Source organism: Ramlibacter sp., from assembly GCF_036676645.1.
Lineage (GTDB): Bacteria > Pseudomonadota > Gammaproteobacteria > Burkholderiales > Burkholderiaceae_C > Ramlibacter.
In genome coordinates this window covers 1-13859 of the sequence record NZ_JAKFCM010000044.1, presented here as the reverse complement: position 1 = coordinate 13859, position 13859 = coordinate 1, and the positions used below count along the sequence as shown (strand labels likewise).

11 protein-coding genes are annotated in these 13859 nt (G+C 69.4%); 6 read left to right on the top strand and 5 right to left on the bottom strand.

What is annotated here, in order from left to right; all coding sequences use genetic code 11:
- Positions 1-2: 2 nt before the first annotated feature.
- From V6M57_RS07405 to V6M57_RS07390, 4 genes are all read right to left on the bottom strand, one after another.
- Complete coding sequence (locus V6M57_RS07405) at positions 3-1412, bottom strand: sodium:proton antiporter (protein WP_332814350.1); 1410 nt, start codon at positions 1410-1412, stop codon at positions 3-5.
- A gap of 97 nt (positions 1413-1509) precedes the next feature.
- Positions 1510-2235 carry a nitroreductase gene (locus V6M57_RS07400; RefSeq protein ID WP_332814349.1) on the bottom strand — a complete coding sequence of 242 codons (726 nt, stop codon included), beginning with the start codon at positions 2233-2235 and terminating at the stop codon, positions 1510-1512.
- Complete coding sequence (locus tag V6M57_RS07395) at positions 2232-2672, bottom strand: acyl-CoA thioesterase (protein WP_332814348.1); 441 nt, start codon at positions 2670-2672, stop codon at positions 2232-2234. The genes V6M57_RS07400 and V6M57_RS07395 overlap by 4 nt, the downstream gene beginning before the upstream one ends.
- The gene (locus tag V6M57_RS07390) at positions 2669-3595 is read right to left on the bottom strand and encodes a histone deacetylase family protein (RefSeq protein ID WP_332814347.1); all 927 of its coding nucleotides are present in this window, start codon (positions 3593-3595) and stop codon (positions 2669-2671) included. The genes V6M57_RS07395 and V6M57_RS07390 overlap by 4 nt, the downstream gene beginning before the upstream one ends.
- Before the next feature lie 189 nt (positions 3596-3784).
- Here V6M57_RS07390 and V6M57_RS07385 point away from each other — a divergent pair, with 189 nt between their 5' ends.
- The 4 genes from V6M57_RS07385 to V6M57_RS07370 all read left to right on the top strand — a co-directional run bounded on the left by V6M57_RS07385 (position 3785) and on the right by V6M57_RS07370 (position 8573).
- Complete coding sequence (locus V6M57_RS07385) at positions 3785-4330, top strand: phasin family protein (RefSeq protein WP_332814346.1); 546 nt, start codon at positions 3785-3787, stop codon at positions 4328-4330.
- A 322-nt stretch (positions 4331-4652) separates the two neighbouring features.
- Positions 4653-5696, top strand: a complete 1044-nt coding sequence (locus tag V6M57_RS07380; RefSeq protein ID WP_332814345.1) for an extracellular solute-binding protein — start codon at positions 4653-4655, stop codon at positions 5694-5696.
- Between the two features lie 283 nt (positions 5697-5979).
- Complete coding sequence (locus tag V6M57_RS07375; protein WP_332814344.1) at positions 5980-6738, top strand: 3-hydroxyacyl-CoA dehydrogenase; 759 nt, start codon at positions 5980-5982, stop codon at positions 6736-6738.
- A gap of 41 nt (positions 6739-6779) precedes the next feature.
- Entirely contained in the window at positions 6780-8573 is a 1794-nt protein-coding gene (locus V6M57_RS07370) for a gamma-glutamyltransferase family protein (RefSeq protein WP_332814378.1), read from the top strand.
- 50 nt (positions 8574-8623) lie between these two features.
- Here the strand turns inward: V6M57_RS07370 and V6M57_RS07365 are convergent, their stop codons facing one another.
- Positions 8624-10270: an acyl-CoA synthetase gene (locus V6M57_RS07365; protein ID WP_332814343.1), complete on the bottom strand. Its 1647-nt coding sequence runs from the start codon at positions 10268-10270 to the stop codon at positions 8624-8626.
- An 84-nt stretch (positions 10271-10354) separates the two neighbouring features.
- Between V6M57_RS07365 and dnaG the strand changes: the two genes are divergently transcribed.
- A complete protein-coding gene (gene dnaG / locus V6M57_RS07360; RefSeq protein ID WP_332814342.1) occupies positions 10355-12205 on the top strand; it encodes a DNA primase in 1851 nt (616 codons plus the stop codon).
- A gap of 242 nt (positions 12206-12447) precedes the next feature.
- Positions 12448-13859 (top strand): RNA polymerase sigma factor region1.1 domain-containing protein (locus V6M57_RS07355; protein ID WP_332814341.1); only part of this gene is annotated, 1412 nt, incomplete at its 3' end.

Here is a 13859-nt window from a genome sequence, read left to right as displayed (position 1 = left end):
GACTAGCGGAACCAGATGAAGGTGATGAGGGCGAACAGCGGCAGCAGGATACCCGCCGACCAGGCCATGTAGCCGAAGAAGCTGGGCATGTCCACGCCGCGGTCCTCGGCAATCGCCTTGACCATCAGGTTGGGCGCGTTGCCGATGTAGGTGTTGGCGCCCATGAAGACCGCGCCCGCCGAGATCGCCGCCAGCGTCGGCGCCAGCGTGGTCATCAGTACCTGCGGATCGCCGCCGGCGGTGTTGAAGAACACGAGGTAGGTCGGGGCGTTGTCCAGGAAGGAGCTGAGCACGCCCGCGGCCCAGAAGTACATCGCCGGTTCGGGCGAGCCGTCCGGCCGCGTCACCGCCGCGATCACGGCGCCGAACGGGCCCTCCACGCCGGCGCGCAGCATGGCGATGACCGGGATGATGGTCAGGAAGATGCCGGCGAACAGCTTGGCGACCTCCTGCATCGGTGCCCAGGCGAACTGGTTGTCGGCGTGCACGGTGGCCGGCGTGATCGTGAGCGAGGCGATGGTCACGGCGATCAGGCCGAGGTCGCGCACGATGCCGGGCAGGCCGACCTCGGTGCCGGCCACGTTGAACACCACCGGCGATTTCCAGAAGCCGGACAGCAGGACCAGACCGACGATCGCGCCCAGCAGCCAGAAGTTGCGCGCGCCGTCGAAGCCGATGCCGCGCGTTTCGGGCGTCGGGTCGACCGGCTCCACTTCACCCGGTTGCCGGTAGTACCAGCTGTCCAGCGCATAGAACAGGGCCAGCAGGGCGCCCAGCAGGAACAGCGTCTCGGGGAAGATGTGGCTGACGGTCCAGAAGAAGTCCACGCCCTTGAGGAACCCCAGGAACAGCGGCGGGTCGCCCAGCGGCGTGAGCGAGCCGCCGGCATTGGAGACGGTGAAGATGAAGAACACCACCACGTGCGCCTTGTGGCGGCGGTTGTCGTTGGCGCGGATCAGCGGGCGGATCAGCAGCATGGACGCGCCGGTCGTGCCCATGAAGCTGGCCAGCACCGAGCCGATCGCCAGGATGGCGGTGTTGAGCGCCGGGCTGCCGCGCAGGTTGCCACTGATGTAGATGCCCCCCGAGACCGTGAACAGCGCCGTCAGCAGGATGACGAACGGGATGTACTCGGCCAGTGCCGCATGCACGAAGGCGGCCCCCGCCACGCCCGGGCCGAACAGGATGGCGAACGGCACCAGGAAGGCCAGCGACCAGGCCGCGGCCACCTTGCCGAAATGGTGGTGCCAGAAGTGCGGCGCCAGCAGGGGCATCAGCGCGATCGACAGCAGGATGCCGGCGAAGGGAATGCCCCACACGGGGGTGAGCTGGCGGCCGTCGAATTCGGCCGCCATGGCCAGGTGAGGCGCGAGCAGCGCCAGGGCTACGCCGAGGGGGCGCGCAAACGTCATGGTCTCCTCCGGGAACGACGGCCTGCGTGGGGGCCGCCTGCCGGCGAGCATACCAATCCACCGGGGCGCACCTGCAGCGCCCGGCTCCCGCAGGGCGCTATTCCAGCCAGCGGGTGAACGCGCCGGGCGATTCGCGCGGCGTGTCGAATCCGTTCACGGGCTGCGACTCGTCGGCGTAGCCCATGGACATGCCGCAGACCAGCATTTCGCCCTCGCCGGCGCCGATGTGCGGCAGGACGATCCTGGAGAACCCGTTCCAGGCCGCCTGCGGGCAGGTGTGCAGCCCCTGCGCCCGCGCCGCCAGCATCAGGGTCTGCAGGAACATCCCGTAGTCCAGCAGCGAACCGCGCCCCAGGATGCGGTCGATGGTGAACATCAGCCCCACCGGCGCGTCGAAGAAGCGGAAGTTGCGCCGGTGCTGCGCGTGCATCCTGTCCTTCTCGCCCCGCTCGATGCCGAGCAGGCCGTAGAGGCCCCAGCCGTTCTGGCGCCGGCGGTCGATGTAGGGCGAGACCCATTCCCGCGCGTAGTAGTCGTAGTCCTCGCCGTACTGCGCGGCCAGCGAGGGATCGGCGTAGATCGCGTCGTAGGCCGCGCACACCTGGGCCGACAGCCGGTCGCGGCTGCCACCCTGCAGCACGTACACCCTCCAGGGCTGGGTGTTGGTGCCCGAAGCCGCGCGGCTGGCCAACTGCAGCACCCGCTCGATCGTCTCGCGCGGCACCGGCGTCGGCAGGAAGGCCCGCGCGGACATGCGGCTTTCGATGGCCGTGGCCACGCTGGCCGGGTCGGCCACCACGGAGCGGACGCGGCCGGCGCTCATCGCAGCGACTCCAGCTCCGCGCGCAGGGGCGCCGGCAGCGGCACCGGCCGGCGGCTGGCACGGTCGACGTACACGTGCACGAAATGGCCCTTGGCGGCCGTGAGGGGTTGGCCGGCGGCGAACAGCCCCACCTCGTAGCGCACGCTGGAGGTCCCCAGCCGGGCCACCCGGATCCCCGCATCGACGGCCTGCGGGAACGACAGCGGCGCGAAGTAGTTGCACTGGGTTTCGATCACCAGGCCGATGGTCTGGCCGCCGTGGATGTCGAGCACGCCCCGCTCGATCAGGTGCGCGTTCACGGCGGTGTCGAACCAGCTGTAGTAGACGACGTTGTTGACGTGCCCGTACACGTCGTTGTCCATCCAGCGGCTGCTGATCGTGCGGAAGGCCTTGTAGGCGCTGCGGGGCTCGGGCTGGGGCTTGGGACTGTCGCTCATCGGCGCCGATTCTGCCAGCGGCCCCAGTAGTGCAAGGCCACCCGGAAGGTGTTGACCTGCGCCTGCACGGTGTCGTCCAGCCGGCGGCCGTAGCCGCCGGCCATGGCGAAGGCCAGCGGCAGGCCACGCTGCCAGGCCCAGTCGAACACCCGCCGGTCGCGTGCCTCCAGGCCGTCCCAGCTGAGCTTCAGGCGGCCGAGCCGGTCGCCTTCGTGCGGATCGGCGCCGGCCAGGTAGATCACCAGGCCGGGATCGAAGCGGCGCTCCAGCTCCGACAGCGCGCCTTCCAGCGCCTGCAGGTACTCGTCGTCGCCGCAGCCGTCGGGCAGGTCCACGTCCAGGTCGGACGGCTCCTTGCGGAAGGGAAAGTTGCGGCCGCCATGGAGCGACAGCGTGAAGACGCTGTCGTCGCCACGGAAGATGCGCGCGGTCCCGTTGCCCTGGTGCACGTCCAGGTCGACGATGGCCACGCGAAGATGGCGGCCGAGGCGGGCCTGCTCGGCCTGCATCAACCGGGCCGCCACGGCCGCGTCGTTGAACACGCAAAAGCCCCCGCCCCGGTCGGCGCAGGCGTGGTGCGTGCCGCCGGCGATCTGGCCCGACACGCCCTCGGCGAAGGCTGCCCGGCACGCACCGATGGTGGCACCGACCGAACGCCTTGCACGCTCGGCCATGGCCGGGCTCCAGGGGAACCCGATCTCGCGCAGCACGGCCGGGTCGACCGTGCCTTCGTGGATCTGCCGGATGTAGCCCGGCTCATGGGCCAGCGCCAGTTCGCCGTCGCTGGCCTGCGGCGCCGGCATGAAGCGCAGCCCGGTCAGCTCGTCGCCCAGCCGATCGCGCAGCAGCTGGTACTTGGCCATCGGGAAGCGGTGGCCCGGTGGCAGCGGCAGGACGAACTGGCTGGCGTGGAAGACCTGCATGCACGATTGTGGACAGGCGGCGGCGGCGGCGCCTTCCCTGGGTGCGCGACTCTAGATTGCTGCGTCGCAACAAAAAAGACTTGCACCGGCGGCATGGGCCCCTATACTAGGCGTATGCTGCACTGCAACATCAAGGCTCCGGCCGGCATGGCAGCACATCCGCTGACCTACCCCTTTGGAGAAACTGCAATGCTGACCGCTGAACAAGTCCTCGCCTCCCAGAAGGCCTCCGTCGAAACCCTCTTCGGCCTGACCGCCAAGGCCTTCGAAGGCGTGGAGAAGCTCGTCGAGCTGAACATGACCGCCTCCAAGGCCGCGCTGGTCGAAGCCGCCGGCACCGCCCAGCACGCCCTCAACGTCAAGGACGCGCAGGAACTGCTGGCCCTGCAGGCGAGCCTGTTCCAGCCCCTGGCCGAAAAGACGGCGGCCTACAGCCGCCACCTGTACGACATCGCCGCCGGCACCGGTGCCGAGTTCGGCAGGGCCTTCGAAGCCCAGGCCACCGAGGCCCAGAAGAAATTCATGACCGTGGTGGACAACGCTGCCAAGAACGCGCCCGCCGGCTCGGAGACCGCCGTCGCCGTGTTCAAGAGCGCCGTCGCCGCCGGCAACAACGCGCTGGAATCGGTGCAGAAGGCCGTCAAGCAGGCCACCGAAGTGGCCGAAGCCAACTTCAACGCGGTCGCCAACACGGCCGTGAACGCCGCCAAGACCGGCAGCCGCGCCAAGCGCTGAGCCGGGCACTTGAAATGCGGGCCGCGGCCCGCAACTGGATTGGGCAGGAACTCTACACGCCACGGAGCGTCTATCCGACACTCTCGTGATCGAACCGGGAGTTCTTCAGGTTGTCTCCTCGGGTCCTTTCGATACCTTTCAGGTTCAGGGATCCTTCAAACCCAGCCGCAAGGCTGGGTTTTTTTTCGCCCGGGCGCGGCGCGGCTGCCAGCCCGCCACCCGCTCAGGTGCCGGGGCTGAATCCGCGATTGAGAATGATTCGCGTTTGCTCTATGATGCGCGCGTCCCCATCCTCAACCTTTCCTCTTCCCGGAGTCCCCGCATGAGCCGTAAAGCCCTCTTCGCCGCCGCCGCGCTGGCCTGCATTGCCCTGCCCTCCTTCGCGCAGGAGCAGGTCCTCAACCTGTACTCGGCGCGGCACTACCCCACCGACGAGGCGCTGTACGGCGGTTTCACCAAGGCCACGGGGATCAAGATCAACCGCGTGGATGCGGATGACGCGGGCATCATGGCGCGGCTGAAGGCCGAGGGAGCCGCCTCTCCCGCCGACGTGATCCTGCTGGTGGACGCCGCCCGCCTGTACAAGGGTGAAGTCGAGGGCCTGTTCAAGCCGGTCAAGTCCAAGGTGCTCGAGGACGCGATCCCGGCCCAGTACCGCGGCAAGGCGTCGGCCGAAGGCACGCCCTGGTTCGGGTTTTCCACGCGCGCCCGCGTCGTGGTGTACGACAAGAACAAGGTCCAGCGCGAGGACGTGGACACCTACGAGGAGCTGGCCGACGCCAGGAACAAGGGCAAGGTCTGCATCCGCTCCGGCTCGCACCCGTACAACCTGTCCCTGTTCGGCGCCATCACCGAGCACCTGGGCGAGGCCAAGGCGCAGGAATGGATCAACGGGCTCAAGGCCAACCTGGCGCGCGACCCCAAGGGCGGCGACACCGACCAGATCCGGGCCGTGGCCGCGGGCGAGTGCCAGATCGCCGTGGGCAACAGCTACTACGTCGCGCGCCTGATGCGCTCGTCCAAGCCGGAGGACCGTGCGGTGATGGAGAAGGTCGCGGTGGTGTTCCCCAACCAGCAATCCTGGGGCACGCACCTGAACATCGCCGGCGGCGCCGTGGCCAAGAACTCGAAGAACACCGCCGCGGCGGTCAAGTTCCTGGAGTACCTGGCCAGCCCCGAGGCGCAGAACCACTTCGCCAACGGCAACAACGAGTGGCCCACCGCCAAGGGCGTGAAGGTCAGCAACCCGGCACTGGAAGCCATGAGCGGCGGCGGCGATTTCAAGGCCGAGACCATTCCGCTGGCCGCGGTCGGCGCCAACCAGGTCAAGGTCCAGCAAATGCTGGACCGAGCCGGGTTCAAGTGACCTCGCAAGGGCCGCAACGCGGCCCGCGCGAGGTCATCCCGGCGAGCGCAGCGAAAGCCGGGATCCAGTAGCGACGCAGCAGCCCATCTCCAGTAGCAACGCAGCAGCCCATATCCAGCAGCGAGCGCAGCGAAAGCCGGGATCCAGGGAAGAGCGAGCGCCGCGCTCCAGCGGCGGCGCACCGACAACCGCGGTCGAGCGGCGGGGGTGGCCGGTCGTCCAGTGGCTGGCTTCCCACCTCCGCGATAATTGACGTGCACGTCAACTCAATCAGGAGCATTCCATGGACATCAAGGGCAAGGTCTTCATCGTCACCGGCGGCGCGTCCGGCCTCGGCGAAGGCACTGCGCGCATGCTGGCAGCCGAAGGCGGCAAGGTCGTCATCGCCGACATGCAGGTCGAAAAGGGCGAAACCGTCGCCCGGGACATCGGCGGCGCGTTCGTCAAGTGCGACGTCAGCCAGGAAGCCGACGGCCAGGCGGTGGTGGCCAAGGCGGTGTCCATGGGCAAGCTGATGGGCCTGGTCAACTGCGCCGGCATCGCGCCGGCCGAGAAGACCGTGGGCAAGAACGGCCCGCACAGCCTGGCCGTCTTTGCCAAGACCATCACCGTGAACCTGGTCGGCTCGTTCAACATGATCCGGCTGGCGGCGGACGCCATGGCCAAGAACGATCCCGAGCCGACCGGTGAGCGCGGCTGCCTGATCTCCACCGCCTCGGTTGCCGCCTACGACGGCCAGATCGGCCAGGCCGCCTACAGCGCGTCCAAGGGCGGCGTGGTCGGCATGACCTTGCCGATCGCCCGAGACCTGGCGCGCAACGGCATCCGCAACATGACCATCGCTCCCGGCATCTTCGGCACGCCCATGCTGTTCGGCATGCCCAAGGAAGTGCAGGACTCGCTGGCCGCCAGCGTGCCCTTCCCCTCGCGGCTGGGCACCCCGCAGGACTACGCCAGGCTCGCCAAGCACATCTTCGAGAACGACATGCTCAATGGCGAGGTGATCCGCCTCGACGGCGCGATCCGCCTCGCACCCCGCTGACCCGGGCCCGCCAGGATGGGTCTCCCGGGAAAGGAGGCGCCCTGAAATCCGCGCTCGGCGCACTGGCGCTGGCTGCCGTCCTCGCGGGCTGCGCCAGTACGCCATCCGACTTCCGCTACCAGCACCGGGTGCTGCCCGAGGCAGCCTCGGGCTATACGGAAAAGCCCGGCTGGGCAACACAGGAGTTCGCCGTCGCCGCGGCCAACCCGCTGGCGACCGACGCGGGCTACCAGGTGCTGAAGGCCGGCGGCTCCGCGGTGGATGCCGCGATCGCGGTGCAGATGGTGCTGGCGCTGGTCGAGCCGCAATCCAGCGGCATCGGCGGCGGCGCGTTCCTGCTGCACTACGACGGGCAGCGGGTCGAGGCCTACGACGGGCGCGAAACCGCACCGGCCGCGGCCGACGAGAAGCTGTTTCTCGGCGCCGACGGCAAGCCCCTGGCCTTCAACGACGCGGTGGCGGGCGGCCGTCCGGTGGGCGTACCGGGCGCCGTGCGCATGCTGGAACTGGCGCACCGGGAGCATGGCCGGCTGCCCTGGGCCACGCTGTTCCGGCCGGCCATCGCGCTGGCCGAAGGCGGGTTCGCGGTTGGTCCGCGCCTGCATTCGATGGCCAGGGACGACGCCCACCTGAAGAAGGACCCGGCGGCGGCCGGCTACTTCTTCGGCCCGGACGGGCGGGTGCGCGAGCTCGGCTCCAGGCTGCGCAACCCGGAGCTGGCGGCGGTCCTGCGCCGCATCGCCCGGGAAGGATCGGACGCGCTGCACCGGGGCGAGGTGGCGCAGGCGATCGTGGCCAAGGTCCGGCAGCACCCCACCAACCCCGGCCGCATGACGCTCGCCGACCTGGCCGGCTACCAGCCGAAGAAGCGCGCGCCGCTGTGCCACGACCACCGCGCGCGCGGCAAGGACTACCGCGTCTGCGGCTTTCCACCGCCGGGTTCGGGCGCAATCGCGATCGGCCAGATCCTGGGCATCCTGTCGAACACCGATGCCGCCTCGCTGCCCCTGGACGACGGGCTGCCGAGCGCCGACTGGCTGCACCTGTACACCGAAGCCTCGCGACTCGCCTTCGCGGATCGGGGGCTGTATGTCGCCGACCCGGACTTCGTCGAGCCGCCGGCGGGCAGCTGGATGTCGCTGCTGGACCCGGCGTACCTCGCGCAGCGTGCCCGCCTGATCGGCCCCCGCAGCATGAAGGTCGCGCAGCCGGGCACGCCCGGTGCCGTGGGCAGCGGCTACGCGCCGATGGCGCCACAGCCCGAGTACGGAACCTCGCACATCAGCATCGTCGATTCGCAAGGCAACGCCCTCGCCATGACGACCACGATCGAGGCCCAGTTCGGCTCGCGCCAGATGGTCAGGGGCTTCCTGCTGAACAACGAGCTGACGGACTTCAGCTTCGCGCCCGCCGACGCGCAGGGCCGCCCCATCGCCAACCGGGTGCAGCCAGGCAAGCGGCCCCGCTCGTCGATGTCGCCGACGCTGGTGTTCGACAAGGCCAGTGGCCGGCTGGTCGCCAGCGCCGGCAGCCCCGGTGGCGCGCTGATCATCCACTACACGGCCAAGAGCCTGTATGGCGTGCTCGACTGGGGCCTGACGCCGCAGCAGGCGATCGACCTGGCGAACTTCGGGTCGCTCAACGGCCCGACGCTGCTGGAGGAAAAGCGCTTCCCGCCCGCCACCGTCGAGGCGCTGCGCGCCCGCGGTGCCGAGGTGCGCGAAAGGCCCATGCCCAGCGGGCTGCAGATGCTGACCCGCGGCCAGGCGCACGGCCAGCGCTTCTGGTTCGGCGGCGCGGACCCGCGTCGCGAGGGCGTCGTGATGGGCGACTGACCCGCCCGGACTTGCCCGATCCCGCTCCGGAGGGCGAAGACCAAAGAGACTCAGACGTCGATGGCAGCGGCCGACCCGGCCTGCTTGCGCAGCTCGAACTTCTGGATCTTGCCGGTCGAGGTCTTGGGCAGCTCCCCGAACACCACGGCGCGGGGAATCTTGAAGCTGGCCAGGTGCTTGCGGCAGTGCGCCACGATGTCCTCCACCCGTGTGGCGGCGCCGGGCTTGAGTTCGACGAAGGCGCAGGGCGTCTCGCCCCACTTGGGGTCGGGCCGGGCGACCACCGCCGCGGCCAGCACGTCGGGGTGCCGGTACAGGACGTCCTCCACCTCGATCGAGGAGATGTTCTCGCCGCCCGAGATGATGATGTCCTTGCTGCGGTCCTTGATCTTGATGTAGCCGTCCGGGTACTGCACCGCCAGGTCGCCGGTGTGGAACCAGCCGCCGGCAAACGCCTCCTGCGTCGCGGCGGGGTTCTTCAGGTAGCCCTTCATGGTGATGTTGCCGCGGAACATGATCTCGCCCATGGTCTCGCCGTCCCAGGGCACCGGCTGCATGGTTTCGGGGTCCATCACCATCGCGCCTTGCTGCAGGTGGTAGCGCACCCCCTGGCGGGCGTTCAGGCGGGCCCGCTCGCCGATGTCCAGCTGCTCCCACGCCTCGTGCTTGGGGCACACGGTCGCCGGACCGTATACCTCGGTGAGGCCGTACACGTGCGTGAGGTCGAAGCCCAGCCGTTCCATGCCCTCGATCATGGACGCCGGCGGCGCGGCGCCCGCCACCATGGCCTTGACGCCACGCGGCAGGCCCTTCTTCATTTCCTCCGGCGCGTTGACCAGCATGCCCTGCACGATGGGCGCGCCGCAGTAGTGCGTGACGCCGTGCTCCTTGATGGCATCGACGATCGCCCGGGCCTCGACCCGCCGCAGGCACACGTTGACGCCGGCGCGGGCCGCCACGGTCCAGGGGAAGCACCAGCCGTTGCAGTGGAACATGGGCAGCGTCCACAGGTAGACGGCGTGCTTGGGCATGTCCCACTCGAGGATGTTGGAAACGGCGTTGGTGGCGGCACCCCGGTGGTGGTAGACCACGCCCTTGGGGTTGCCCGTGGTGCCGCTGGTGTAGTTCAGCGCGATCGCGTCCCACTCGTCGGCCGGCATCTGCCAGGGGTCGGCGGCGTCGCCCTGGGCCACGAAGGCGTCGTAGCCGATCTCGCCGATGCGCTCCACCGGTCCGGTGTACAGCGGGTCCTCGACATCGATGACCAGCAGCGGTGCCGCCCGCTGGCGCAGTGCCAGCGCCTTCTTCATCACCGGCGCGAACTCGGGGTCCACGATCACCGCCTTGGCCTCGCCGTGGTCCAGCATGAAGGCGACCGTCTCGGGGTCCAGGCGCGTGTTCAGCGCATTGAGCACCGCGCCGGCCATGGGAATGCCGAAGTGCGCCTCCACCATCGGCGGCGTGTTGGGCAGCATCACCGACACCGTGTCGCCCTGGCCGATGCCGCGCCGCGCCAGCGCCGAGGCCAGCTGCCGGCAGCGGCTGTACACCTCCGCCCAGGTCCGGCGCAGTCCGCCGTGCACGATCGCCAGCTGCTCGGGATAGACCTCCGCGGTGCGCTCCAGGAAGGACAGGGGCGTGATCGGCGTGAAGTTGGCCGGGTTGCGGGGAAGGTCCTGGTCGAAGATGCTGGCCATTCAAGTCTCCTGTCGTTCATGGGCGCGCGCCCCGGGAGCGTACGCGCACGGGCGGCGCCGCCGTTAGGTAAGAATACCGAGCCGATGGCCATTCCCCAGTCGTTCATCCAGGAGTTGCTGGCCCGCGCCGACGTGGTCGAGATCGTGGGCCGGCACGTCCAGCTGAAGAAGGCCGGGGCGAATTTCCAGGGGCTGTGTCCCTTCCACGCGGAGAAATCCCCTTCGTTCACCGTCAGCCCGACCAAGCAGTTCTATCACTGCTTCGGCTGCGGCCAGCACGGCAACGCGATCGGCTTCCTGATGGAGCACGCCGGCATGGGGTTCGTCGAAGCCGTCAAGGACCTGGCCGGCCAGTACGGCCTGGAGGTGCCGCAGGACGACCGCTCGCCGCGGGACCGCGAACTGGCGGCGCAGCTGCGCCGCCAGCAGGCGACGATCACCGACGTACTGGAGAAGGCGGGCCAGGCCTGGCGCAGGCAGCTGAAGGGATCGCCCAGGGCCATCGATTACCTCAAGGGCCGCGGCCTGTCCGGCGAGATCGCGCGCCGGTTCGGCCTGGGCTACGCGCCCGAGGGCTGGCACGGCCTGGCCAGCGTGTTCCCGGCCTACGACGACCCGCTGCTGGTCGACAGCGGGCTGGTGATCGCCGGCGAGGAGGATGCCGGCGCCGGCGCCGGCCAGGCCCGCCGCTACGACCGCTTCCGCGACCGGATCATGTTTCCGATCCGCAACGTCAAGGGCGAGTGCATCGGCTTCGGCGGCCGGGTGCTGGGCGACGAGAAGCCCAAGTACCTGAACTCGCCCGAGACGCCGGTGTTCAGCAAGGGGCGCGAGCTGTACGGCCTGTACGAAGCCCGCAACGCGGTGCGCGAAGCCGGCTACGTGCTGGTGACCGAGGGCTACATGGACGTGGTGGCGCTCGCCCAGCTCGGCTTCCCGAATGCCGTGGCCACGCTGGGCACGGCCTGCACGCCCGAGCACGTCCAGAAGCTGTTCCGCTTCACCGACAGCGTGGTCTTCAGCTTCGACGGCGATGCCGCCGGCCGGCGTGCCGCCCGACGGGCGCTGGAGGCGGCCCTGCCCCATGCCGGCGACACCCGCAGCGTCAAGTTCCTGTTCCTGCCGGCCGAGCACGATCCCGACAGCTACATCCGCGCGCACGGCCAGGACGAATTCCTGCGCTACGTGCGGCAGGCGGTGCCGCTCAGCGTGTTCCTGCTGGAGGCCACCGCCGAGGACTGCGACCTCTCGACCGCCGAGGGACGCTCGCGCATGCTCACGATGGCGCAGCCGCTCTGGGCCGCCCTGCCCGACGGTGCCCTCCGGCGCCAGCTGTTCGCCGAAATCGCCGACCGCTCGCAGGTCGGTCCGCATGAGCTGGCGCAGCTGTGGCGGCTGCCGGGCTCGGGCGGCGCCGGCCGGCGCCGTGAGCGCGAGCCGCGCCCCGCGCAGGTCGGGCGCCGGCAGCCGGTCAAGCCCAAGACCGTCGCGTTCGCCGAGACCATCGCGCGCCTGGTCCTGCGGCATTCGTCCAGCTGGGACCTGCTGACCCAGCCCGACCACGAGGTGCTGTGCCGGCTGCAGGCGCCGCTGGGCGACCTGTTCGGCTGGCTCGACAGCGGCAGCCAGGAGCACGGCGGCCAGCCCTGGGCCGCCCTGCAGGCCGGCCTGCAGGGCCTGGAGTTCGCCGGCCTCGCCGAGCGCTTGATGGCCTACGACGAGAGCCAGCCGATCAGCCGGGTGGTCGAGGACATAGACACCACCGAGCGCGACCTGCGCCTGTCGATGGTGGAGATCCACCTCGACCTGGCGGCCGCGGCGATCGAGGAGGCGAACCGGCTGCCGCAATCGGACCCGTCGCGGGTGGGTCGCCTGCTAAAGCTGAGCCGGCGCCAGCAGCAGCTGCTGGACGACCGGCGGCAGTTGCGGGCTTGAAAAAGCGGCCGGACGGTATAATTTACGGTTTGTCAGCGGCAAGAGCGACAGCAGCACCTCCGGGCCGGCCGACCGTGCCTCCACAGCGAGCACGACAGCGCCACCTCACCGCAAGGACTGCACCCCAAATGTTCGCCCACCCATCTTGCCCACCGAAGGCCTGAGCGCTTGCCGGCGCGCGGCCTTCTTCGCCCGCGCCAGGTAGTTTGTGGCGCAACCTGTTCTGTCGTTCCGAGGTGTCCATGCCCGCATCGAAGCCAGCGAAGCTCGCCAAGCCGCAATCGAAACCGAGCGCGAAAAAACCGGTCAAAACCGCTTCGCCGCCCGCCAGGGCGGCGCTCAAGGTCGTGAAGCCCGCGGCGCCATCCGCCGCGGCCAAGCAGTCAACGAGAGCCAAGCCCGTGTCCAGCAGTACCAAGACCCCCGCCACCGCCAAGTCCGAGAAGGCCGCCGCCAAGGACGATCCGAAGAAGCTCGCCAAGGCCGCCGCCCCTGCCGGGGAGGAGGTTGCGAAGAAGAAGCCCGGCCGGCCGCCCAAGGCGGCTGCCGCCGAGTCCGCGGCACCCGCCAAGTCGGCCGGCGCCGCCAAGCGCGGCCGCAAGCCCAAGGCCGCCGAAAAGCCGGAAGCCGAGGACGAGGACCTGTCCGACATCGAGGCCGAATTCGCCGAGGAGCCGGCAGTGGCCGAGACCCCGGAAAAGGTCAAGCCGCTGCGCATGAAGATCAGCAAGGCCAAGGAACGGGCCTTGATGAAGGAATTCGGCCTGGACGAGACGATCCTGACCGAAGAGGAGATGACCAAGCGGCGCCAGCGCCTGAAGACGCTGATCAAGCTCGGCAAGACCCGCGGCTACCTGACGCACGCCGAGATCACCGACCACCTGCCCGAGAAGCTGGTCGATGCCGAGACGCTGGAAGTCGTGGTGTCCATGCTCAACGACATGGGCGTGGCCGTCTACGAGCAGACGCCCGATGCCGAGACGCTGCTGCTGACCAACACCGGCCCGACCGCCGCCACCGAGGAGGAGGCCGAGGAGGAAGCCGAGGCCGCCCTGTCCACGGTGGACAGCGAATTCGGCCGCACCACCGACCCGGTGCGCATGTACATGCGCGAGATGGGCACGGTGGAACTGCTCACGCGCGAGGGCGAGATCGAGATCGCCAAGCGCATCGAGGCCGGCCTGCAGGCCATGATGGAGGCCATCTCCGCCTCGCCCGCGACCATCGCGGCGATCCTGGAGATGGCCAAGGACATCCGTGAGGGCAAGGTCGTCATCTCCACCGTGGTGGACGGCTTCTCCGACCCCAACGAAGCCGACGACTACGTCGCCGAGGAGGACTTCGACGAGTTCGACGCGGACGACGACGACGACGGCAACGGCGGCTCCAAGGCGCTGACCAAGAAGCTCGAGGAGCTCAAGCTGCAGGCGCTGGAGCGCTTCGACCGCATCGCCGGCCTGTTCGAGAAGGTGCACAAGGTCTACGACAAGGAAGGCTACGGCACGCCGACGTACATGAAGGCGCAGCACGCGCTGTCCGAGGAGCTGATGACCATCCGCTTCACGGCCAAGACCATCGAGAAGCTGTGCGACATGGTGCGCGGCCAGGTCGACGACGTGCGCAAGAAGGAGCGCGAGCTGCGCCGCATCATCGT